17 protein-coding genes are annotated in these 20,561 nt (G+C 66.4%); 8 read left to right on the top strand and 9 right to left on the bottom strand.

Features of this window, described 5'->3' with window-relative positions; translation table 11 throughout:
* Positions 1–209: 209 nt before the first annotated feature.
* Positions 210–1,400, top strand: a complete 1,191-nt coding sequence (metK, locus tag U5768_RS16640) for a methionine adenosyltransferase (protein WP_322031511.1) — start codon at positions 210–212, stop codon at positions 1,398–1,400.
* A gap of 131 nt (positions 1,401–1,531) precedes the next feature.
* Here metK and U5768_RS16635 read toward each other — a convergent pair whose 3' ends face one another.
* The gene (locus U5768_RS16635; protein ID WP_322031510.1) at positions 1,532–1,900 is read right to left on the bottom strand and encodes a hypothetical protein; all 369 of its coding nucleotides are present in this window, start codon (positions 1,898–1,900) and stop codon (positions 1,532–1,534) included.
* Between the two features lie 462 nt (positions 1,901–2,362).
* Here U5768_RS16635 and U5768_RS16630 point away from each other — a divergent pair, with 462 nt between their 5' ends.
* Entirely contained in the window at positions 2,363–3,124 is a 762-nt protein-coding gene (locus U5768_RS16630) for a phytanoyl-CoA dioxygenase family protein (RefSeq protein ID WP_322031509.1), read from the top strand.
* 22 nt (positions 3,125–3,146) lie between these two features.
* Here the strand turns inward: U5768_RS16630 and U5768_RS16625 are convergent, their stop codons facing one another.
* The gene (locus U5768_RS16625; protein WP_322031508.1) at positions 3,147–3,353 is read right to left on the bottom strand and encodes a DUF3185 family protein; all 207 of its coding nucleotides are present in this window, start codon (positions 3,351–3,353) and stop codon (positions 3,147–3,149) included.
* 265 nt (positions 3,354–3,618) lie between these two features.
* On the opposite strand from U5768_RS16625, the gene mgrA reads away from it, so the two are divergent.
* Entirely contained in the window at positions 3,619–4,662 is a 1,044-nt protein-coding gene (gene mgrA, locus U5768_RS16620; RefSeq protein WP_322031507.1) for an L-glyceraldehyde 3-phosphate reductase, read from the top strand.
* 165 nt (positions 4,663–4,827) lie between these two features.
* Here mgrA and U5768_RS16615 read toward each other — a convergent pair whose 3' ends face one another.
* The 5 genes from U5768_RS16615 to U5768_RS16595 all read right to left on the bottom strand — a co-directional run bounded on the left by U5768_RS16615 (position 4,828) and on the right by U5768_RS16595 (position 12,688).
* Positions 4,828–5,013, bottom strand: coding sequence for a hypothetical protein (locus U5768_RS16615; RefSeq protein WP_322031506.1), 186 nt, complete (start codon positions 5,011–5,013; stop codon positions 4,828–4,830).
* Positions 5,014–5,341: 328 nt separating this feature from the next.
* Complete coding sequence (locus tag U5768_RS16610; protein WP_322031505.1) at positions 5,342–6,583, bottom strand: MFS transporter; 1,242 nt, start codon at positions 6,581–6,583, stop codon at positions 5,342–5,344.
* A 141-nt stretch (positions 6,584–6,724) separates the two neighbouring features.
* Positions 6,725–8,254, bottom strand: a complete 1,530-nt coding sequence (locus U5768_RS16605; protein WP_415913919.1) for an efflux transporter outer membrane subunit — start codon at positions 8,252–8,254, stop codon at positions 6,725–6,727.
* Positions 8,251–9,495 (bottom strand): efflux RND transporter periplasmic adaptor subunit, encoded by a 1,245-nt coding sequence (locus tag U5768_RS16600; protein ID WP_322031504.1) that lies wholly within the window; start codon positions 9,493–9,495, stop codon positions 8,251–8,253. Before U5768_RS16600 ends, U5768_RS16605 begins: the two co-directional genes overlap by 4 nt.
* A gap of 10 nt (positions 9,496–9,505) precedes the next feature.
* On the bottom strand, positions 9,506–12,688 hold the full coding sequence (locus tag U5768_RS16595) for an efflux RND transporter permease subunit (protein WP_322031503.1): 3,183 nt from the start codon (positions 12,686–12,688) through the stop codon (positions 9,506–9,508).
* 549 nt (positions 12,689–13,237) lie between these two features.
* Between U5768_RS16595 and U5768_RS16590 the strand changes: the two genes are divergently transcribed.
* On the top strand, positions 13,238–13,450 hold the full coding sequence (locus U5768_RS16590) for a hypothetical protein (RefSeq protein WP_042265489.1): 213 nt from the start codon (positions 13,238–13,240) through the stop codon (positions 13,448–13,450).
* Between the two features lie 156 nt (positions 13,451–13,606).
* A complete protein-coding gene (locus tag U5768_RS16585; RefSeq protein ID WP_322031766.1) occupies positions 13,607–14,638 on the top strand; it encodes a serine/threonine protein kinase in 1,032 nt (343 codons plus the stop codon).
* Between the two features lie 15 nt (positions 14,639–14,653).
* Here the strand turns inward: U5768_RS16585 and U5768_RS16580 are convergent, their stop codons facing one another.
* Positions 14,654–16,612: a DUF3857 and transglutaminase domain-containing protein gene (locus tag U5768_RS16580; protein ID WP_322031502.1), complete on the bottom strand. Its 1,959-nt coding sequence runs from the start codon at positions 16,610–16,612 to the stop codon at positions 14,654–14,656.
* Between the two features lie 450 nt (positions 16,613–17,062).
* Between U5768_RS16580 and U5768_RS16575 the strand changes: the two genes are divergently transcribed.
* The 3 genes from U5768_RS16575 (at position 17,063) to U5768_RS16565 (ending at position 20,223) form a co-directional block, all read left to right on the top strand.
* A complete protein-coding gene (locus U5768_RS16575) occupies positions 17,063–18,463 on the top strand; it encodes an OFA family MFS transporter (protein ID WP_322031501.1) in 1,401 nt (466 codons plus the stop codon).
* 13 nt (positions 18,464–18,476) lie between these two features.
* On the top strand, positions 18,477–18,605 hold the full coding sequence (locus U5768_RS16570) for an MFS transporter small subunit (protein ID WP_322031500.1): 129 nt from the start codon (positions 18,477–18,479) through the stop codon (positions 18,603–18,605).
* A gap of 205 nt (positions 18,606–18,810) precedes the next feature.
* Positions 18,811–20,223 (top strand): DUF308 domain-containing protein, encoded by a 1,413-nt coding sequence (locus U5768_RS16565; RefSeq protein WP_322031499.1) that lies wholly within the window; start codon positions 18,811–18,813, stop codon positions 20,221–20,223.
* 19 nt (positions 20,224–20,242) lie between these two features.
* Here U5768_RS16565 and U5768_RS16560 read toward each other — a convergent pair.
* Positions 20,243–20,561 (bottom strand): XdhC family protein (locus U5768_RS16560; RefSeq protein ID WP_322031498.1); only part of this gene is annotated, 319 nt, incomplete at its 5' end.

The raw sequence follows: 20,561 nt of genomic DNA, 5'->3' as shown, positions 1-20,561 counted from the left end.
CGCGGGGGCACTCTGCGACAATTTAAGGAAGTCGCTATAATAAGGGCTTCGCCGAGTTAATAGACAACTTGCGGGGCGAAGCCGGAAGGGTGTGGACCACATGTGATCCACGGCAACCGGGCAGCAATTCCGCTAAAGCGTCGCCGCTTCAAAGCTCCCGAAGCTGGCTACGTGAACTCAACCGTCACCAGCTACAAGGAGCCTGACACGTGGCAAACGACTATTTCTTCACCTCCGAATCCGTCTCCGAAGGCCATCCGGACAAAGTCGCGGATCAGATCTCGGACGCCATCCTCGACGCCATCCTCACGCAGGACAAGTACTCGCGCGTTGCAGCGGAAACGCTGTGCAACACGGGTCTCGTCGTGCTCGCCGGTGAAATCACCACCACGGCCAACGTCGATTACATCCAGGTCGCGCGCGACACGATCAAGCGCATCGGCTACGACAACACCGACTACGGCATCGACTACCGCGGCTGCGCGGTGCTCGTCGCGTACGACAAGCAGTCGCCGGACATCGCCCAGGGCGTGGACCGCGCGCACGACAACAACCTCGATCAAGGCGCCGGCGACCAGGGTCTGATGTTCGGCTATGCGTGCGACGAAACGCCCGAACTGATGCCGCTGCCGATCCACCTTTCGCATCGTCTGGTCGAGCGCCAGTCGAACCTGCGCCGCGATGGCCGTCTGCCCTGGCTGCGTCCTGACGCGAAGTCGCAGGTCACGGTGCGTTATGTCGACGGCAAGCCGCACGCCATCGACACGGTCGTGCTCTCCACGCAGCACTCGCCGGACATCGATCTGGCCACGCTGCGCGAAGCCGTGATCGAGGAAGTCATCAAGCCGGTGCTGCCGGCCGACCTCATCAAGGGCGACATCAAGTTCCTCGTGAACCCGACCGGTCGTTTCGTGATCGGCGGCCCGCAAGGCGATTGCGGTCTCACGGGCCGCAAGATCATCGTCGATACGTACGGCGGCGCAGCCCCGCACGGCGGCGGCGCGTTCTCGGGCAAGGACCCGTCGAAGGTGGACCGCTCGGCTGCCTACGCGGGCCGTTACGTCGCGAAGAACATCGTGGCCGCGGGCCTCGCGTCGCGCTGCCTGATCCAGGTTTCGTACGCGATCGGCGTGGCCGAGCCGACTTCGGTCATGGTCAACACGTTCGGCACCGGCAAGGTGTCGGACGCGACCATCACGAAGCTCGTGCGCGAACACTTCGACCTGCGTCCGAAGGGCATCATCCAGATGCTCGACCTGCTGCGCCCGATCTACGAAAAGACCGCCGCTTACGGCCACTTCGGCCGCGAAGAGCCGGAATTCTCGTGGGAAGCTACCGACAAGGCGCTCGCACTGGCCGAAGCCGCCGGCACGGAGCCGGTGAGCGCAGCCGTCGCGTAAGTATTCGCGAGCTGGCATCGCGCCTCGGTGTCTGACTGGCGCGAAGAAATACCCCGCAGGGCGCGAGCCCGTGCGGGGTTTTTTTATGCCGGACTTCGGCGGCCTTTGGCGTGGCGCCGGTCGCGCGACGCCTAGCGCATCGCGAATCCGAACCAGCCCGCGCTGCTCGCGCCCATGCGGCGCGGCTTGCGCGTGCTGCGCGCCACGTGGACCGTGGCGGGCGCGGCGAGCGTGCGCAGCGGCGCGTTAGGCCGATAGAGCAGCGTGCGCAGCGAGAAGTGACGCGAGCCCGAGCGCATGCGCAGCACGGCGAAGAACGAGTGGAACCAGGTGCGCATGCTGTCGACGGGCTTCGTCTCGCGCACCTGTTGCGCGAGCGCGCGGGTGCGGGCGGCGTGGTGGCGCAAGGCGCGCACCAGGTGACGGCGGGCAGGGCGTGCCGCTTTCAGGGCCGTGCGGGCAGCGTGGGTCATGCGTTGAGTATCGACGAGGGTATGCATGGCGATTGAGCAATCGGTTTCGGGGTGCGCCTTGCGCGGTGCTTCGCGCCGAGCCGTGCAGCAAACGTGCCTGTTTTGCACGGTGTCACGATGCAGGCGGACAGGAGACGGGCCGCGAGGCGCGGCACAGGTTGCGACGCGACGGATTCTTCTGTTGGAGCGCCTTGTGTGGCAAGGCGTTCGCGGCGATTCGTCGGTGCGGGGAGAATTCGGCGAAGTAAAACAACATGCGCAACAGGCTACACGCGAATCATGACCGCAGAAAGTCCGTTAATACCCGGCCCTGCGCGTCTTTGATGCATACGATCGCGCCCTTTGTCCTCATCGCGGTGCGGGCGCGCCATTGGCGTGCGGCTCGATCACGCCGTGCATGGAGCCATCGCGGGTGAGCGCGTGGTCCTTCCCGCCGCGCCCGCACGCTTTACAATCGATGAGTCGGCAAGATCGCATAACGGAAGTCCCATGTCAGTCCAGTCAAAGAAAGAACAGGTGCAGGCGCTGCGCGAACGCGGCTTCGTGGTCGTGCGGGGGCTCGTCTCGCCCGAGCGCTGCGAGGCCATCAAGCGGGTGGCGCAGGAGCAGTTGCTGGCGGCTGCCGCGCCGCTCGAATTCGAGGCCGATTTGCGCTACCCCGGCGCGCCCCCATCGAAGGAAGCACCAGGCGGCCATACGGTGCGCCGCCTGCTCGACGCCTACTCGCGCCACGCGCTGTATCGCGAGTGGGCGACGTCGCCGGAAATCGCGGGCTGGATGGAACTGTATTTCGGCGAGGAGCCTGTCCTCTCGCGCGCGCATCACAACTGCATGATGACGAAGCATCCGCACTACGGCAGTCTCACGGGCTGGCATCGCGATTCGCGCTACTGGTCGTTCGAGCGCGACGACCTTGTTTCGGTCTGGCTCGCGCTCGGGCCGGAGACGAGGGAAAACGGCGGCCTGTGGCTCGTGCCGGGCTCGCACGACGCGCCGTTCACCACGGAAAAGTTCGACGCCGCGAAATTCTTCCGCGCCGATCTGCCCGAGAACAAGGCGTGGATCGACCTCGCGGTCGCCCCGACGCTCGCCGCGGGCGACGTCGTGTTTTTCCACTGCAACACGCTGCATTCGGCGGGGCAGAACCAGAGCGATCAGGTGAAGTTTTCGCTCGTGTACACGTATCACGGCGCGAGCAACGTGCCGTTGCCGGGCACCCGCTCGGCCTCGAAGCCCGAGGTGAAGCTGTGAACCTGCGCGGCCAGGCTTTTGCCTAGCGCCGGCGTCCCGACATCGCGAGCCCTGTGATGCCCGCGAGCGTCGCGGCGATGCCGCCGCCAATCAGGAGAATCGTGCGGTTGGTGGGCGCGCCGGTAAAGAGACGCGACATGTCGTTCGCAAACGAATGGAGCGACTGGCCGCCGAAGTACAACAGCACGACGCCGCAGGCGATGAGCGCGATCGAAATCGCTTTGATCATGAACGACCTCTCGCAAAGGATGGACGCCGCAGTGTAGGCGAGCGGCCGCAGCGCGTCCAGGGTGCGGTTTTTTGGGCTGCCTGGCGGGCGCGCTCACGCATCGTCCATCACCTTTCCCGCATAGTGGGCATCTGCACGGCTTGGGCGGATTGGCTAACATAGCTGCCTCACACGAATGGGCAATCACGAATGGGCAATCGGCGCGTCTGCGTCCGTCCCTTCGCCCATTAGCCGCCCACAGCCCTTTTTCGCCGAGGATTCAGACATGGCTTACGAAGCAGCCTCCGAACGTTATTCGGACATGCAGTACCGCTTTTGCGGCAAGTCGGGGCTGAAACTGCCCGCGCTCTCGCTCGGTCTGTGGCACAACTTCGGCGACACCACGCCGATCTCGACCCAGCGCGATATCCTGCGCACCGCCTTCGATCTCGGCATCACGCACTTCGACCTCGCCAACAATTACGGGCCGCCGTACGGCAGCGCCGAAACCAACTTCGGCCGCCTTTTCAAGGACGATTTCCGCCCGTATCGCGACGAACTGCTGATCTCGTCGAAGGCCGGTTGGGACATGTGGCCGGGCCCGTACGGCCAGGGCGGCGGCTCGCGCAAGTACGTGCTCGCGAGCCTCGACCAGAGCCTGCAGCGCATGGGCCTCGACTACGTCGACATCTTCTATTCGCACCGCTTCGACGTGGAAACGCCGCTCGAGGAAACCGCGGGCGCGCTGGCCACGGCGGTGCAGCAGGGCAAGGCGCTGTATGTCGGCATCTCGTCGTATTCGCCAGCCAAGACGCGCGAAATGGCCAGGCTGCTCGCCGAGTACAAGGTGCCGCTGCTCATTCACCAGCCGTCGTACAACATGCTCAACCGCTGGGTCGAGGAAGAACTGCTCGACACGCTCGAAGACCTGGGCACGGGCAGCATCGCGTTCACGCCGCTCGCGCAGGGCGTGCTCACGAACAAATATCTGAACGGCGTGCCCGAAGACGCGCGCGTGAACCGCCCGGGCGGCGGCTCGCTCAAGAGCGAGCATTTGAGCGCGCAGAACATCGAGCACGTGCGCAAGCTCAACGACCTCGCGCTGCGCCGCGGCCAGAGCCTCGCGCAGATGGCGATTGCCTGGACGCTGCGCGGCGGCCGCGTGACGTCGGCGCTGATCGGCGCGAGCCGCGCGGAGCAGGTGCGCGAGAACGTCGCGGCGCTCAAGAACCTGGAGTTTTCGAAGGAGGAACTCGCGGAGATCGACCGCTATGCGACCGAAGGCGGCGTGAATCTTTGGGAAAAGCCGTCGACCGATCAGCACATCTAAGCTAATCCGCGCGCTTGCCGGCACGAAGAACCGCCTCGCGTGAGAGGCGGTTTTTTTATGAGCACGCGCCGCGTCGGCGGCGCGTGCCGATGACGCGTGGCACCGCGACGATGCCGCACGCACCACGCTTATGAATCCGTGCGAACGGCCCGCTACAACGCCCCGCTACATCAGCGCGGGCAGCGTCTCGACGAGCGCCACGGCCGCAAGCGCGCCGATCACCGCGCCGATCACGCGCAGCGTGTTGTGCCGGAATTCCGTTGCGCACGGCACGGCGCCGAGAAAGAGTGCGCCAGCGAGGGCCATCGGGATGATCATCACGAAATCGCCGATCGTGAAATAACCTTCCATGCTCGTCTCCTTATCGTATTGGCGACGAGGGCTCGCAATGGATGTGATTCTTGTCGTCATGCCAATGGCATGACGCTGCGGCCCCGGGCCTGAATCGAGTATAGGTGAGGGCGAAGGGCGCAGCGGTACGCGCGTGCGTCATTCGGCCTTCCGTGAAACTCACGCCGCGTCGCAAAAGCCCGCCGGACGCGGCCTGCCGTTGCGGCGCGATGCGCGCACGCGGCAAATCGCCAGTCGTCTGAGTATTACGGACGCCTTTCGATTCAGGCCGGCGCACAGTACACAAGGATGTTCCCACGCATATCGCGTGCCGCTGCGAGGCCGGGCGTTAGGCCGCGCCGGCGCGCTCGCGTGCGCGCAGCTTGAGCGCCAGCGCGAGCCCCACGACCAGCAGCACGATCACGAGCCCGGCCACGCCGCTCCAGCCCGCCGCCGTCCAGAAGTGCCCGCCGATCGAACCCATCACGCTGGAGCCGAGGTAATAGGCCAGCAGATAAAGCGCGGCGGCCTGGCCCTTCGCTTCGCGCGCGAGGCGGCCAATCCAGCCGCTCGCCACGGCGTGCCCCGCGAAAAAGCCGATGGTCAGGCAGGCGATACCCGCCGCAATCGCCGCGAGCGGCGCGAACAGCGTGAGCAAGACGCCCGCGAGCATGAGCGCGAGACTGGCGATCAGCACACGGCCGCGCCCGAAGGCGTCGGCCATGCGGCCCGACCACGGCGAGGCGACCACGCCGGTGAGGTAGACGAGGAAGATCGCGCCGATCGCCGCCTGGCTCATGCGATAAGGCGGCGCGATCAGCCGGTAGCCAATGTAGTTGTAGAGCGTGACGAAGCTGCCCATCAGCACGAAACCCGTGACGAACAGCATGGGCAGGCCGGGCCGCGCGAAATGGCGCAGCAGCGCCGCGCGGTGATGCGAGAAGGCGAGGCCGCTCTTCGGCGCGAAGTGGCGCGAGGGCGGCAGCAGCGAGCGGAACGCGAACATCGAGGCGAGCCCGAGCACGCCGATTACCGCGATCGCCACGCGCCAGCCGAACAGGTCGGTGACGATGCCCGTGATCACGCGCCCCGCCATGCCGCCGATGGCCGTGCCGCCCACGTAGAGACCCATCGAAAGGCCAAGGCCGTCCGGGTGCATTTCCTCGGCGAGCCAGGCCATGGCCACGGCGGGCACGCCGCCGAGCGCGATGCCCTGGAGCGTGCGCAGTACGAGCAACGTCTGCCAGTGTGGCACGAAGGCGGTGGCGAGCGTGAGCAGCGACGAGGCGCACAGCGACGCGGTCATCATGCCGCGCCGGCTCCAGCCTTCGGAGACGAAGCCCGCGACGAAAATCGCGACGGCGAGCGCCGCCGTGGTGAACGAGAGCGAGAGGCTGCTTTGCGCGGGGCTCACGCCGAAGGTTTCGGAGAACGCGGGCAGAAGGGGCTGCACGCAATAGAGAAGCGAAAAGGTGGCGTAGCCGGCGAACAGAAGCGCGAGGCTCGCGCGCCAGAATTCGGGAGTGCCGCGTTCGATGTACGGAACGGCGGAGGGCGCGGCATTGCGCGAGGCGCCCGGTGATGCGGTCACGACTGGATCTCCTGTCCCACGCAAAGCGCGGAGATTGCAAAGGCGCAACGATACGCCTGTTGGGCAATCAGCGTCGGCGAGCGCCGCAGGAGAGGCGGCGCTCGCCGCGTTTGTTCCGTGCGTTCCGCCGCGCTTGTCCATTTAGCCCGGCGAGCGCGCCGCGTCTTGCGCGGCGCTGGCGGGTTGCGCTTTGGGCGCGTCGTCGGGGTGGGAGAGCGCCGCATCGCCCGGCAAGTCCGCCGCGCTCCAGCCGCCGCCCAATGCCTTTACGAGCGCCACGCTCGCCGCCATGCGCCGGCGCGAGATCGCCACGGCCTGGCGTTCGTTGGTGAGCGCCGTGGTTTGCGCGACGACCACGTCGAGATACGTGATCGCGCCGCTCAGATAGCGATTGTTGATGGTGACGAGCGTGCGCTGCGCCGCATCCACGGCGCGGTCCTGGGCCGCCGCTTCCTGTTCCAGGATGCGCAGCGCCGCGAGGTTGTCTTCGACGTCGCCGAAGGCATCGAGCACGGTCTGGCGATACTGCGCGACGTTCTCGTCGTATTGGGCGCGCGCTTCGTTGCGCACCGCCTCGCGGCCGCCGAAGTCGAGCAGCGTGCCCGCGAGCGTCGGTCCGAGCGACCAGAAGCGCGCGGGCGCGACGAGCCACTGGCTGAAGTTGGTCGCTTCCAGGCCGCCTGTGACCGCGAGCATCAGGCTCGGGAAGAATGCCGCCGTGGCTACGCCCACCTGCGCGTTCGCGGCGGCTACGCGCCGTTCGGCGGCGGCAATGTCGGGGCGCCGTTCGAGCAGCGTCGATGGCACGCCCGGCGGGCTCGCGACCGCGCGCACGGCGTAGGTCGCCTTAGGCGTGGCCGCGAGCGCGAACGTGGAAGGCGACTGCCCGATGAGAATCGCGATGGCGTGTTCGAGCTGCGCGCGCTGTACGCCGAGATCGAGCGCCTGCGCCTCGGTGGTCTGCAACTGCGTTTGCGCCTGGCCCACGTCGGCGTCGGTGGCGATGCCGCCCGCGTAGCGGTTCTGCGTGAGTTCGAGCGATTCGCGGTAGGCCTTGATCGTGTCGTCGAGCAATTGCCGTTCGCGGTCGATGCCACGTAGTTCGAAGTAATCGGTGGCGAGTTCGGCCTGCATCGAGAGCAGCACGCCCTGCATGTCGGCGGCGCTTGCCTGCGCACTCGCGCGGGCGGCCTCGACGCTGCGCGCGACGCGGCCCCAGATGTCGGGCTCCCATGTGGCGTCGATGCCCACGGAGTAGTCGTTGATCGTCTGGCCGGCCTTCGACGTGTACAGCACGTTCTGCGACGTGCGGTAGCGTGAAAAGTCGCCGCTCGCCGTCACGAGCGGGAAAAAGCTCGAGCGCTGCTGCGCGACGTTCGCGCGCGCCGCGCGGAAGTGCGCCTGCGCGGCCTGCACGTTCTGGTTCGCGCTTTCTACCTGTGTTTCGAGTGCGTCGAGCGTGGGGTCCTCGTAGATCGTCCACCACGCGCCGCGCGGCGCGTTGTCGGCGGGCTGCGCGATCGTCCAGCCCGTGCCTTCGAGTTCCTTGAACGTCGCGGGCGCGGGCATGTCCGGGCGCACGTAGTCGGGGCCGAGCGTGCAGCCGCCGAGCGCCGAAAGCGCGGCGAGCGTGGCACAGGCCAGAATTCGAATACGTGCGTGCTTCATCATTCGCCCTGCGTTTGCTCATTGCCAACCGCGCCACCCGCGCCACCCGCGCCGTGCGCCGAACCCGCCTCGTGCTCGCCGCGCGGCTGAACGATGCGCACCGGCGTACCGTCGACGATTGCGTCCTGCGGATTGACGATCACGCGTTCGTCGCCCGTGAGTCCCGCCGCCACCGCCACGCGCGTGCCGAAGTCGGTGCCGAGCGTGACCTTCACGAGCTTCACGCGGTTTTGCGCATCGACGGTCGCCACTTTCACGCCGTCCGGTCGGAACAGGAAGACGTTGCCGGGCAGCGTCATCGGCGTGGCCGAGCCGTTCAGCGCGAAATGCACCTGCGCGTAGGCGCCGGGCAGCAACTCGCCGTTGCGGTTGTCCACATCGACTTCCACGAGCATCGTGCGTTGCTGCGCATCCACCGCGCCCGCCGTGCGCGCGACGATGCCCGGAAAGCGCTTGCCCTGGTCCTCGTTGAGCGTGAGATACGCGTGCTGCTGTACGCGTATCTGCTGCGCGTAAGCCTGCGGCACGTTCGCGTACACGCGCAGACGGTCGGCCTGCGCGAGATGGAACAACTCCTTTTGCGAGGTGCCGCCGGCGTCGATGAGCGCGCCTACGTCCACGTTGCGCGCGGTCACGATGCCGTCGAAGGGCGCCGTCACGCGTTCGTACGACTGCAGTTGCGAAAGCCGCGAGACGTTGAAGCGCGCCGAATCGAGCGTGGCCTTTTTCGCGAGCATGTCGCCGACTTTTTCGTCGGCGTCCTGTTTCGCCACCGAGTGCGTTTGCAGCATCTGCGTCCAGCGCTCGGCGGTGGTTTTCGCGAGCGCGTAGTTCGCTTCGGCGTTGGCGAGATCGGCGCGCGCGGCGCGCAACTGGTCGTCCACTTCGGGCGCGTCGATCTCGGCGAGCAACTGGCCCGCCTTCACGTGCGCGCCGATATCGAAGTACCACTTGCGCAGATAGCCGTTCGTGCGCGCGTAGATCGGCGTGTCGAGAAACGCCTGCACGTTGCCGGGCAGCACGAGGTCGAGCGCGCGCGCCGAGCGCTGCGGCGTGACCACTTGCACGGAAAGCGTGCTCGCGGTTTTCGCGTCGCGTTCGAGCGCCGCGTGCGCGTTGTGGCGCGACCAGATGCCCTGCGCCGCGAGCCCGAGCACGATGAGCGCGGCGAGCACGACGGGCCAGCGCCGCGCTTTATGCGGCGGCGGGTCTTGCGGCGAAGGCGTTTGCGAATGAGTCGTCATCACAGGGTATTCATGATTTGGGCACCACGTTTTCGCTGGCGCGCTGGCGGCGCTCGCTGAGCTTGCGGTAGATGAGCGAGAACACCACGGGTACGAAGATCAACGTGGCGAGCGTGCCCACCGCGAGGCCGCCGATCACGGCGCGCCCGAGCGGCGCGTTCTGCTCGCCGCCTTCGCCCAGACCGATCGCCATCGGCACCATGCCGATCACCATGGCGAGCGCCGTCATGAGCACGGGGCGAAATCGCGTGTAGCCCGCCTCGATCGCGGCGCGCGCCGCGTCGCCGTGCAGGCTCAACTGTTCGCGCGCGAAGCTGATGACGAGAATGGAGTTCGCCGTCGCAATGCCGATACACATGATCGCGCCCGTGAGCGCGGGAATGGAAAGCGTGGTGTGCGTGAGGAACAGCATCCAGACAATGCCCGCGAGCGCGCCCGGCAGCGCCGTGATGATGATGAAGGGATCGAGCCACGACTGGAAATTCACGACGATCAGGAGATACACGAGCACGATCGCGAAGATCAGGCCGCCGAACAATCCGGAGAACGAATCGTTCATCGTCTGCACCTGGCCGCGCACATTGATGCTCGAAGCTTTCGGCAGTTCGCCGCGCGTCTGGTCGATGATCTTCGCAATGTCGTCGGACACGGCGCCGAGGTCGCGGCCGTCGGCGGTGCCGTAAATGTCGATGGTTGTTTGCGCGTTGTAGTGCGTGACCACCGCGTTGCCCGACATGCGCTGCATGCTCGCGAGCGAGCCGAGAATATTGCTGCGGCCGTTCGCGGTGAGCGGAATGTTGGCGAGCGACTGGAGTGAGTCGATCGTGTATTGCGGCGCCTCGGTCACCACGTTGTAGCTCACGCCGTTGATCGGATTGAGCCAGAACGTGGGCGTGGTCTGCTGGCTGCCCGAAAGTGTGATGAGCAGATCGCTCGCCACGTCCTTTTGCGTGAAGCCTGCCTGCTGCGCGCGCGTGCGGTCCACGTCGATGAAGATGCGCGGCAGGTCCGCGGGCTGCTGGATGCGCGCGTCGGCGAAACCGGGCACGCCGCGCAGACGCGCGAGCAGTTTCGCCGCGAAGGCGCGGTTGCCGGCCCCGTCGCGGCCCACGATCTGCACGTCGATGGGCGAGGGCATGCCGAAGTTCAGCGTCTGGCTCACGATATCGGCGGGCAGGAAGGCGAACTGCACGCCGGGGAACTCGTCGTTGAGCGTGCGGCGCAACTGGCGCACGTAACCGGCGGTGGCATGATGATCCTCGTTCAGCGAGATCAGCACGTCGGCGTCGGACGTGCCGATGGTGCCCGTGTTGCTGTACGACAGGTTGATGCCCGAGACCGGCAGGCCGATGTTGTCGATGATCGAATGCAGCTCGCGCTGGGGAATCAGCGTGCGCACGCGCTTGTCGATGCGATCGACGAGCACGGCGGTTTCTTCCACGCGCATACCGGTTTTCGCGCGCACGTGCAGCGCGATGGTGCCCGCATCGACTTGCGGAAAGAAGTCGCGCCCGAGGAACGGCATCAAAAGCAGCGACGCGCCGCAGCACGCGAGAAACGCCACGACGAACCACACGGGATGCCTCACGCGCGCCGCAAGAAATGTGCGATATCGCTCGCGCAGCCCGTCGAATCCGCGCTCGAACGCGAGGTGCGCGCGCATGAACGGATTGCGCGTCGCGCCGCGCGCGTGATGCGGATCGCCGGGCTTGTGATGATGGCGCATCAGATACTTCGCGAGCGTGGGCACGAGCGTACGCGAGAAGAAGTACGACGCGAGCATCGCGAACACCACGGCTTCCGCGAGCGGGATGAAGAGGTAATGCGCCACCCCCGTGAGCAGGAACATCGGCACGAACACAATGCAGATGGAGAGCGTGGAAACGAGCGTGGGAATGGCGATCTGGTGCGCGCCGTCGAGAATCGCCCGCTCCAGCGTCTTGCCTTGTTCCAGTTGCTGGCTGATGTTCTCGATGGCGACCGTTGCGTCGTCAACGAGAATGCCCACCGCGAGCGCGAGGCCGCCCAGCGTCATGATGTTGATGGTTTCGCCGAGCGCCGCGAGCACGATGACCGAGGTGATCATCGAAAGCGGAATGGAGATCGCGATGATGAGCGTGGCGCGCCAGTTGCCGAGGAACAGCAGGATCATGAGCGCCGTGAGCGCCGCCGCGATGAGCGCTTCGCGCAGCACGCCCTGCACGGAGGCGCGCACGAACAGCGACTGGTCAGCGACGGGATCGATATTGAGCGAGGGCGGCACGAGATTGCGCAGCGTGGGCATCATCCCCTTGATGCGATCGACGATTTCGAGCGTGGACGTATTGCCGCTTTTGTTGATGGTGAGGAGCGAGGCGCGCTGGCCGTCCACGCGCACGATGTTGGTTTGCGGCACGTAGCCGTCCCGCACGTGCGCCACGTCGCGGATGTAGATCGTGCCGCTGTCCGTGGTTTTCACGGGAATGTCGTTCAGGCCCGCGAGACTGTCGGGGCTCGCGTTCATCGTCACCGAATATTCGGTCGCGCCTATTTTTGCCGTGCCCGAAGGGAGGATGAGGTTCTGCGCGCTGATCGCGTTCACCACGTCCATGGGCGAAAGGTTGTGCTGCTGCAGCGCGCGCTGGTTGATGTCGACCATGATCTGCCGCTGCTTGCCGCCATAGGGCAGCGGCGCGGAAGCGCCTGGCACGGTCGCGAGCTGCGTCTTCAGGAAGTTGTTGCCGTAGTCGAACAGCTCCTGTTCGGTAAGCTGCGGCGAGGAGAGCGACAGGCGCAGGATCGGCACCGTCGAGGCGTTGTAGCGCAGGATGAACGGCGGCTGGATGCCGGGCGGCAGCGAGCGCAACTGCGCCTGCGAAAGCGCCGTGACTTCGGCGAGCGCTTCCTGGATATTGGCGTGCGGCTGGAAGAAGATCTTCACGACCGCAATGCCGTTGAGCGACGTCGATTCGGTGTGCTCGATATCGTTCACCGCCACGGAAAGCCCGCGCTCGTAGTTGAGCACGATGCGCTTTTCCATCTCGTCGGCGGGCAGACCCGTGTAGGTCCAGATCACCGAAAGCACCGGGATGTCGATGTTCGGGAAGATGTCCGTGGGCGTGCGCAGGATCGTCAGCGGCCCGACGATCAAGAGCAGCAACGCGAGCACGACGAACGTGTACGGGCGCTTGAGCGCGAGTCGAACGATCCACATGGAACGGCGGGTTCCTTCGCTGGTGGCGGAGTGTGGCTCGCGCGGCTGGTCCGGCCGCGGTGGCGAGCGTTCAGGTTATCGGTATCGTGGCGGCGCGCCTGAGGGCTTCGCCTGTGCCGCGCCGGGCGTCTATGGCCGCACGGATCGGACAGGACTATAGCGCCAGTCACCATGCATCAGCGTACTTTTTCAGGGACTGCCCTGGCAATGGCGCGGAGAATGGGGTTTACCATCTGTTACAGTCAGCCTTTCGTAAGTTGCGCGAACAGTACGAACAAAAGCGCGAACAAAAGCAGCGAACAAGCGGCGAACCAAAGCGGGACGCTGTTGATACTCCCCCCTATTTTTTCGCTTTGCTCACGCGCTCAAACAGGCAACAATGGGGAAGCCTCGGTCCGGCCGTGCTTGAGCGCGCGGAAAAAAGCGGGTCTTCCGGGGCGGGTTTGGATGCGCGCGCAACCGTCGGTGCGCATCGGTTTTTTGGTCAGCATGCCGACCGGTCTTCCCTCGAGGAAGCCGGCGAAGGTAGCGAGGTAACGGGGAAACATCATGCAAATCGGTTCTATCGTCCGTTCCGTTCATATCGCCGTGCCACAGGGCGCGCGCGGCATCGTGATGCGCATTCTCGGCGACATGGCGATGGTCACCTGGTATGCCGGGGAGCCTGGCTCGTCGGCGCAACTCAACACCGAGCCCTTTTTTCTCGAAGATCTGATCGATACGGGCGAGCACGTCATGCCGGCCGGCGCGCAGCTCCACTGAGCCGGGGCGCTTCGATACGCTGACGAGGCGCGCCGCGTCTCGTCGCACGGTTGTGCGCGGCGCATTTGCGTTGTCGTGTCCGTCGCGCGCACCGCGGGCTCGCAGGCCGTCTCCGCAAGAGGCACAATTGCGGATATGAACGACGATCCTTCTCCCATGCGCGGCCAGCTTTCCGGCCCCGGCGATCCCGGCGAGCAGCAAGCCGCGCCCTACGCGCGCCTCACGCCCGAGTGCGTGCTCGACGCCGTCGATGGCGTGCTGATCCCCGCCAACCGCCGCACGGACGGCCGCATGCTCGCGCTCAACAGCTACGAGAATCGCGTGTACCAGGTGGGCGTGGAAGACGGGCCGCCGCTCATCGCCAAGTTCTATCGCCCCGCGCGCTGGAGCGACGAGGCCATCCTCGAAGAACACACCTTCGTCGCCGAACTCGCCGCGCGCGAGATTCCGGCCGTGCCCGTGCTCTCCTTCGAAGGACGCACGCTGCACGAGTTCGACGGTTTTCGCTTTTCGCTTTTCGAGCGCCGCGGCGGCCGCGCGCCCGATCTCGACCGCAGCGACACGCTCGAATGGCTGGGCCGCTTCATCGGACGCATTCATGCGGTGGGCGCAACCGAGCCCTATCGCGCGCGCCCGGCGCTCGACATCCAGACCTATGGCTACGAGCCGCGCGCGTATCTGCTCGAACATGGCTTCGTGCCGCCCGACGTGCGCGCGGCGTGGCAGGCCGCCGTGACGCTTGCGCTCGAAGGCGTGGAGGCGGCATTCGAGCGCGCGGGCGACGTGCGTTCGCTGCGCCTGCACGGCGACTGCCATCCGAGCAACGTGCTCTGGACCGATGCGGGCCCGCATTTCGTCGACTTCGACGACAGCCGCATGGGTCCCGCTATCCAGGATTTATGGCTGCTGCTGCCGGGCGATCGCGCGGGCGCCTCGCGTGCGATGGCGGATCTGCTCGCCGGTTACGAGGACTTCTGCGAATTCGAACCGCGCGAGCTGCATCTCGTCGAAGCGCTGCGCACGCTGCGCCTCATCCACTATTCGGCGTGGCTCGCGCGCCGCTGGCACGACCCCGCGTTTCCCGCGGCCTTCCCGTGGTTCAACACGCAGCGCTACTGGGAAGAGCGCATTCTCGAACTACGCGAGCAGATCGGCGCGATGCAGGAAGGGCCGCTCTGGCCGGTGTGAACGGCGCGCGCGGGTTCACTGCGCGTTTGCCGGACTACCCGCCAACGCGCCCTGCACCGGCGGCTTGACGATCAATTGCGCGCGCAGGTCGCGCGCCATCGTCTCGAACGCGGGGCGCATCTGTGCGAAATCGTCGGCGCTGCACACGTCGCTCGCGAAATGCGTTTGACCCGTACGCGTGACGCGCAGCACGTTCGCCTGCGTGTCGAGCGCGTACTGCGAACTGAAATCCACGAAACGGTTGCCGGCGTGCTGCGCCATGGGCACGTCGAGCACGCGCATGCCCGGCGGCAGCACGATGCGCGTGCGCTCGGTCACGACCACGTTGCGGCATACGAAGGGCTGCGTGCGCCGCGATTCGCCGAGCCAGTAGCGCAGATTCGCGTCGAGCCCGCCGACGAAGCTCGTGAGCGTGGGCACCGGCGTCGTCATTTCGGGATCGACGAAGCCGTCGAACGTGCCCGTTAGCGTGAGCACGAGCGGGCCCGCCGTGGCGTCGAGCGGACTGGAGGCGAGCGTGGCGTTGCCGCGCAGGTTCGCGTTGCGCAGTTCCCATTGCAGCGACTCCTCGCGCTGCGCGGGCGTCTGGAGACGCAGCGCGCTGCGCGTCTGTTCGGCCGACCAGCCCTCGGCCTGCAAGCGGTAGATGAAGCGCGCCGAGCCGTCGGGCGCAACCGTGATGTCGAGATCGCTCTCGCGCGTGGTCGTGGCCGTGGCGGGCGTGCGGACCTGCGTGCCGTCGCCGGCGAGCACGGCCTCGCGGTCCATGTCCGTCGAGGGCAGATAGCCGAATTCGATGTTGCTCGCCGTGGAGTCGGCGAACATCTGCAGATCGGGCAGCCAGGTGATGACGTGATTGATCACGCCGAAGCCGGGCACGCCCGGCAGCGTGTAAACCGTGCCGCTGTTCACGAGCGCGGGCGTGCTGCGAATGCCCACGGCGTCGAGCAGCGCGCCGTAGAGCGCGACGTGGTCCTTGCAGTCGCCGTAGCGGTTCGCGAGCACGTCGGTGGCGCGGTGCGGCACGATCTCGCCGCGTCCGATGTTCATCGCCACGTAGCGGATGTTGCGGCGCACCCAGTCGTAGAGCGTTTGCGCCTTGGCGCGCGGCGTGTCGTCGCGCGCCGTGAGCGTCTGCGCGAGACGCACGATGGCCGCATCGCGCGCGCTCGGGTCCTCGGCGGCCTCGCGATAGACCTTCGCGAAGGCCGCGTAATCGGGAAAGGTGGACACCATCAGCCGGTCGCCGTAGCTCACATAGGCCACCGAGCCGTATTCGAGGCGCTGGAAATTCGACTTGTCGTAACGGTATTCGTAGCGCGTGCGGCCGTTCAACGTGGCGGGCGGCAGTACGGTGAAGCCGCGCGCGTCGGCATAGAGCGGCACTTTCGCGGGCAGGTCGTAGATCACGCGGAAGTTGTGCGTGGGCGCGAGGTCGGGCGGCGTGAAGTCGCTGAACCAGCCGGGCACGAGCGGCACACGCTGGATCTTGCGCCACGTGAGATGCACGCGCGCGCCCGGCTCCACGGCCGGGAATACGATCACCTTGTCCTGCACGTCCTGGAACATCGGGGCGTCGAACGAGCGCACTTCCTGCACGTCGCGAATCTGCTCGGGGCGCACGTCGTGACGCCCGCCATGGGCGTCTTCGGTCCACGCTTCCAGTATGTCCACGTGGGCCATCTCACGGTTGAACCACACGTAATACTGCCCCGCGCGCGCGATGCCGGCCTCGGTGTTCACGCGCAGCGTGAGCGAATCGAGCTTGGTGTACGAGCCGTCCGCATTGACGGTGAAGGTCTGCGTTTCCGATTCGTTGGTGTAGGGCGCTTGCGCGGCGTTGCCCGCCGGGTTGAGCGCGCTCGCTTCGAGAGGCACCGGCGTGAGTTGCGCCACGCCCGGGCGCAGGTCGGCGGCGAAGGTCCCCGTGACGGGGCCGAGCACGGCTAGGCAAAGAGTGAAGGCGGGGCGCATGGGGGGCTCGGCTGGTGTCGGGTCGCGGATGGGCGCTACTTCTGCCACTTAAAAGTCATGCTCTCCGCTTGTCAAGCGGATGGGCCGCACACCGCCCGCGGCAGGCCCTGTATGGAGCATTGAGTCTAAATGCGGGCCTGCGCAACGAACCTCCGCTCGGGCCGTTTTTCGTGCCGATATGGGGCGTCGCCACCGCTTTGCTGCGCACGCAACAATCGACCGGGAATGGCGGCGCGCGGGCCGCTGAAGGGCATATGTATGTTTACATCATATTGCCAAGGTGGCGTCTGGGGTCTAAGGTTCGTGCAGCCGTCAAGCGGCAAATAAGTGTTCTTTGCGTTTACGCATAAAAGAACACGTCAGACCACGCCTACCAACAGCCATTTTGGATGGGACCAGAGCGAGCGTTTTCCCCGACGCTCTCAACCTCTGGTCGATTCGGGAGATCCCATGAGCAGCGTTGCAGATTCGACGCGCGGTGCGCAAAGCGCACCTTTCTTTTCCAAAGAGGCGACCGTCGCCCCACCGGGCTTTTCGCGCTGGATGGTGCCACCCGCCGCGCTGGCCGTGCACCTGTGCATCGGCCAGGCCTACGCGTTTTCCGTGTTCAACGCGCCGCTCACGAAGGTGATCGGCGTGACGCAGTCCGCGCCAGATGACTGGTCGCTCACCACGCTGGGCTGGATTTTCTCGCTGGCCATCGTGTTTCTCGGGCTTTCCGCCGCGTTCGGCGGCAAGTGGCTCGAACGCGTGGGGCCGCGCCGCACGATGTTTACCGCCGCGTGCTGCTTCGGCGGCGGTTTCCTCGTTTCCGCGCTCGGCGTGTATCTGCATCAGATCGTGCTGCTCTATCTCGGCTACGGCGTGATTGGCGGCATCGGGCTCGGCCTCGGCTACGTGTCGCCGGTTTCGACGCTGATCCGCTGGTTCCCGGACCGCCGCGGCATGGCAACGGGCCTCGCGATCATGGGCTTCGGCGGCGGCGCGATGATCGCCGCGCCGCTCTCCGTCATGCTGATGAAGCATTTCGCGAGCGACACGAGCGTGGGCGTCGCGCAAACCTTCGTGGTGCTCGGCGTGGCGTACTTCATCTCGATGACGATCGGCGCCATCGCGATCCGCGTGCCGGCTCCCGACTGGAAGCCCGCGGGCTGGACGCCGCCGGTCGTGGCGAAGAAGCTCGTGTCGAACCAGCACGTGCACATCGACCAGGCGCTCAAGACGCCGCAGTTCTACCTGATCTGGCTCGTGCTGTTCCTCAACGTGACGGCGGGCATCGGCGTGCTGAGCCAGGCCTCGGTGATGATCCAGGAAAGCTTCAAGGACACCGTGACTGCGGGCGCCGCAGCCGGTTTCGTCGGCCTGCTGTCGCTCTTCAACATGGGCGGCCGCTTCGTGTGGGCTTCGGCTTCCGACTGGGTGGGCCGCAAGAACACGTACTTCATCTTCTTCGTGTTCGGCGCGCTCCTGTACTACGCGGTGCCGCAGTTCGCGCAGAGCGGCAACATCGTGCTGTTCGTGCTCGCGTTCTGCCTGATCCTTTCGATGTACGGCGGCGGCTTCGCGACCGTGCCCGCGTATCTCGCGGACATGTTCGGCACGGCGTTCGTCGGCGGCATTCACGGCCGTCTCCTGACCGCATGGGCCGCGGCTGGCGTGGCGGGCCCCGTGCTCGTGAACTACGTGCGCGCCTATCAGGTCGCGCACGGCGTGGCGAAGGCCGACGCCTACACGATGACCGTGCACATCATGGCTTCGCTGCTCGTGATCGGTTTCATCTGCAATCTGCTCGTGCGCCGCGTGGACGCGAAGCACCACATGAGCGAGACGCAACTCGCCGCCGGTAAATAAGGAGGAACGCGCAATGTCTGATCAAGCAGCCCAGAAATCGTCGAACAAGGCGCTGATGGCGGTCTTCTGGCTCTACGTGCTGGTGCCGCTCGCGTGGGGCGTGACCAACACGCTCGCGCAGGCGCTGAAGCTGTTTAGCTGACGCCTCGACGTTGAAGTGAGGCGAGGCGGCGCGAGCCGCCCATCGCAAACCCGTGCTGCGGGCCGCCGACGCGAGTCGCGGCCCGCGTTTTTTTGGGCGCGCGCCTGCTGGCCCGCTCGCAGCGATATCCGCCGCGCACGTTCAGGGCAAAGCCTCGGCGCGCCGCAGTACGATGCGTTTCGTACGCGGTTGCCGGAGACGGGCGATGGTGCGGATCATGATGATCCTGCTGGGTGTGGAGTATCTGCGCGAGCGCTGGCGCGGCGTGATGGCCGCCGGCGTGGCGAGCGCGCTCGTGGGCGCGGCGCTATTCATCGACGCGCTGGACGGCGTGCTGTATTTCCCTATCGCGCCGTTTGCGTGGCTGCTGCTGATCGAAGGTCTCGCCACGCTCGCGGTGGCATGGACCGGCATGGGCGGCCAGCGCACGTTGCGCTATGTGAAGGGTGTCGGGTTTTGCATGACGGCGGTGCTCGTGCTTTCGGGCTACCGGCACGCGTCGTTCATTCTTTCGATGGTGTTCGCCACGCTCTTTCTCGCTGACGGCCTGCTGCAGATCGCCTCGGCCTGGGTCGTGCGCTATCGCACGTGGCATCTCGCGGTGGCGGGCGGCGCGCTGCAGATCGCCATCGCCATTTTTTTCTACCAGCCTTATCCCACGCACTACAAAGGCACGGTTCCGTACTGCCTCGGACTCATTTTGATGTTCGCGGGCTGGAACCTGCTGCTGCTCGCCTTGCGAGCGCGCCGGCTCACCGTGAACCCGGCGGCGGCGCAGGGCGGCGCGGCTGCGCTCGCGGCGAGCGCGGCGGGCGCGGCGAACTCGGCCAAAGGCCATGCGTCCGCGCTCGCGCAAACCGTGTTCGACGGGCCTCCCGCGCCGCACGAGCGCGCGCTCACGGTGCACGTATGGACGCCAGTGGGCAGTTCGAGAGCCGAGGCGCGGCGCCAGCCGCTCATCGACCGCTATATTGCCGCCGTCGATCGCGACGGCGTGATTTCCACGGGTCACGCGGCGCTCGAATCGCCGGAGCGCGTGTACATCAGCCTTTATCCGGCCGTGGAAATCGATCGTTCTCCCAACGAATTCACGCGCACGCTGCGCGCGACGCGCGAGAACGACGTGCCGGGCCACTTCCAGCCCGACTACGTGACGGAGTCGCAGGCGTGGTGTCCTTCCACGCGTCAGGTGCGCATCCGCAACTACGATCCGCTTCGGCTCGAAAGCTTCTGGCAGCGTTATCGCGAGGACACGACCTATAACCTCACGCATCGCAATTGCTCGAGCACGGTTTCGCACGCGCTGGAGGCGGCGCTGGAAGGCGCGACGCCGCGTGTGTGGGGCCACGGCTGGCTCGCGTTCGCGCGCATGCTCACGACGCCGGAACTGTGGGTGGCGGCGCAGGTGCGCAAACGCGGCCAGACGATGGCGTGGACGCCGGGGCTCACGCTCGACTATGCACGCGCGCTGAGCATGCTGGCGGACCCGCGTCCTTCGGGATGGACGCGCATGCTCAGGTCGCTGCGCGCGTCGATGTTAAGAGGGGAGCGCAGGCGCGAGCGCGAGCGGGAACGCAAGCGCGGGGCCGACCACGACGGGCGCTCGCCTCACGCGTGAAAGCTGCGGCGAAGCGTCTTCACACATCGCATGTCGATCCCGCTCCCGCCGCCTGTTCGCGCGCGGCCTTCGCGCCCTCCACCTGGAGAATGGTCGGCAGCGACACGCCGTTTTTCGCCGCCGTGACTTCCGCGAGAATCGACACCGCGATCTCAGGCGGCGTGCGGCTGCCGATGTAAATGCCCACCGGCCCGTGCAGCCGCGCGAGTTCCGCTTCGCTCAGATCGAACTCCTTGAGCCGTTCGCGACGCGCCGCGTTGTTGCGCCGCGAGCCCAGTGCGCCCACGTAGAACGCGGGCGTCTTGAGCGCTTCCATCAGCGCGAGGTCGTCGAGCTTC

The organism is Paraburkholderia sp. J76 (genome assembly GCF_905220295.1).
Classification (GTDB): Bacteria; Pseudomonadota; Gammaproteobacteria; order Burkholderiales; family Burkholderiaceae; genus Paraburkholderia.
The sequence above is the reverse complement of the archived record's forward strand: the minus strand, read 5'-3'. Positions and strand labels throughout refer to the sequence as shown.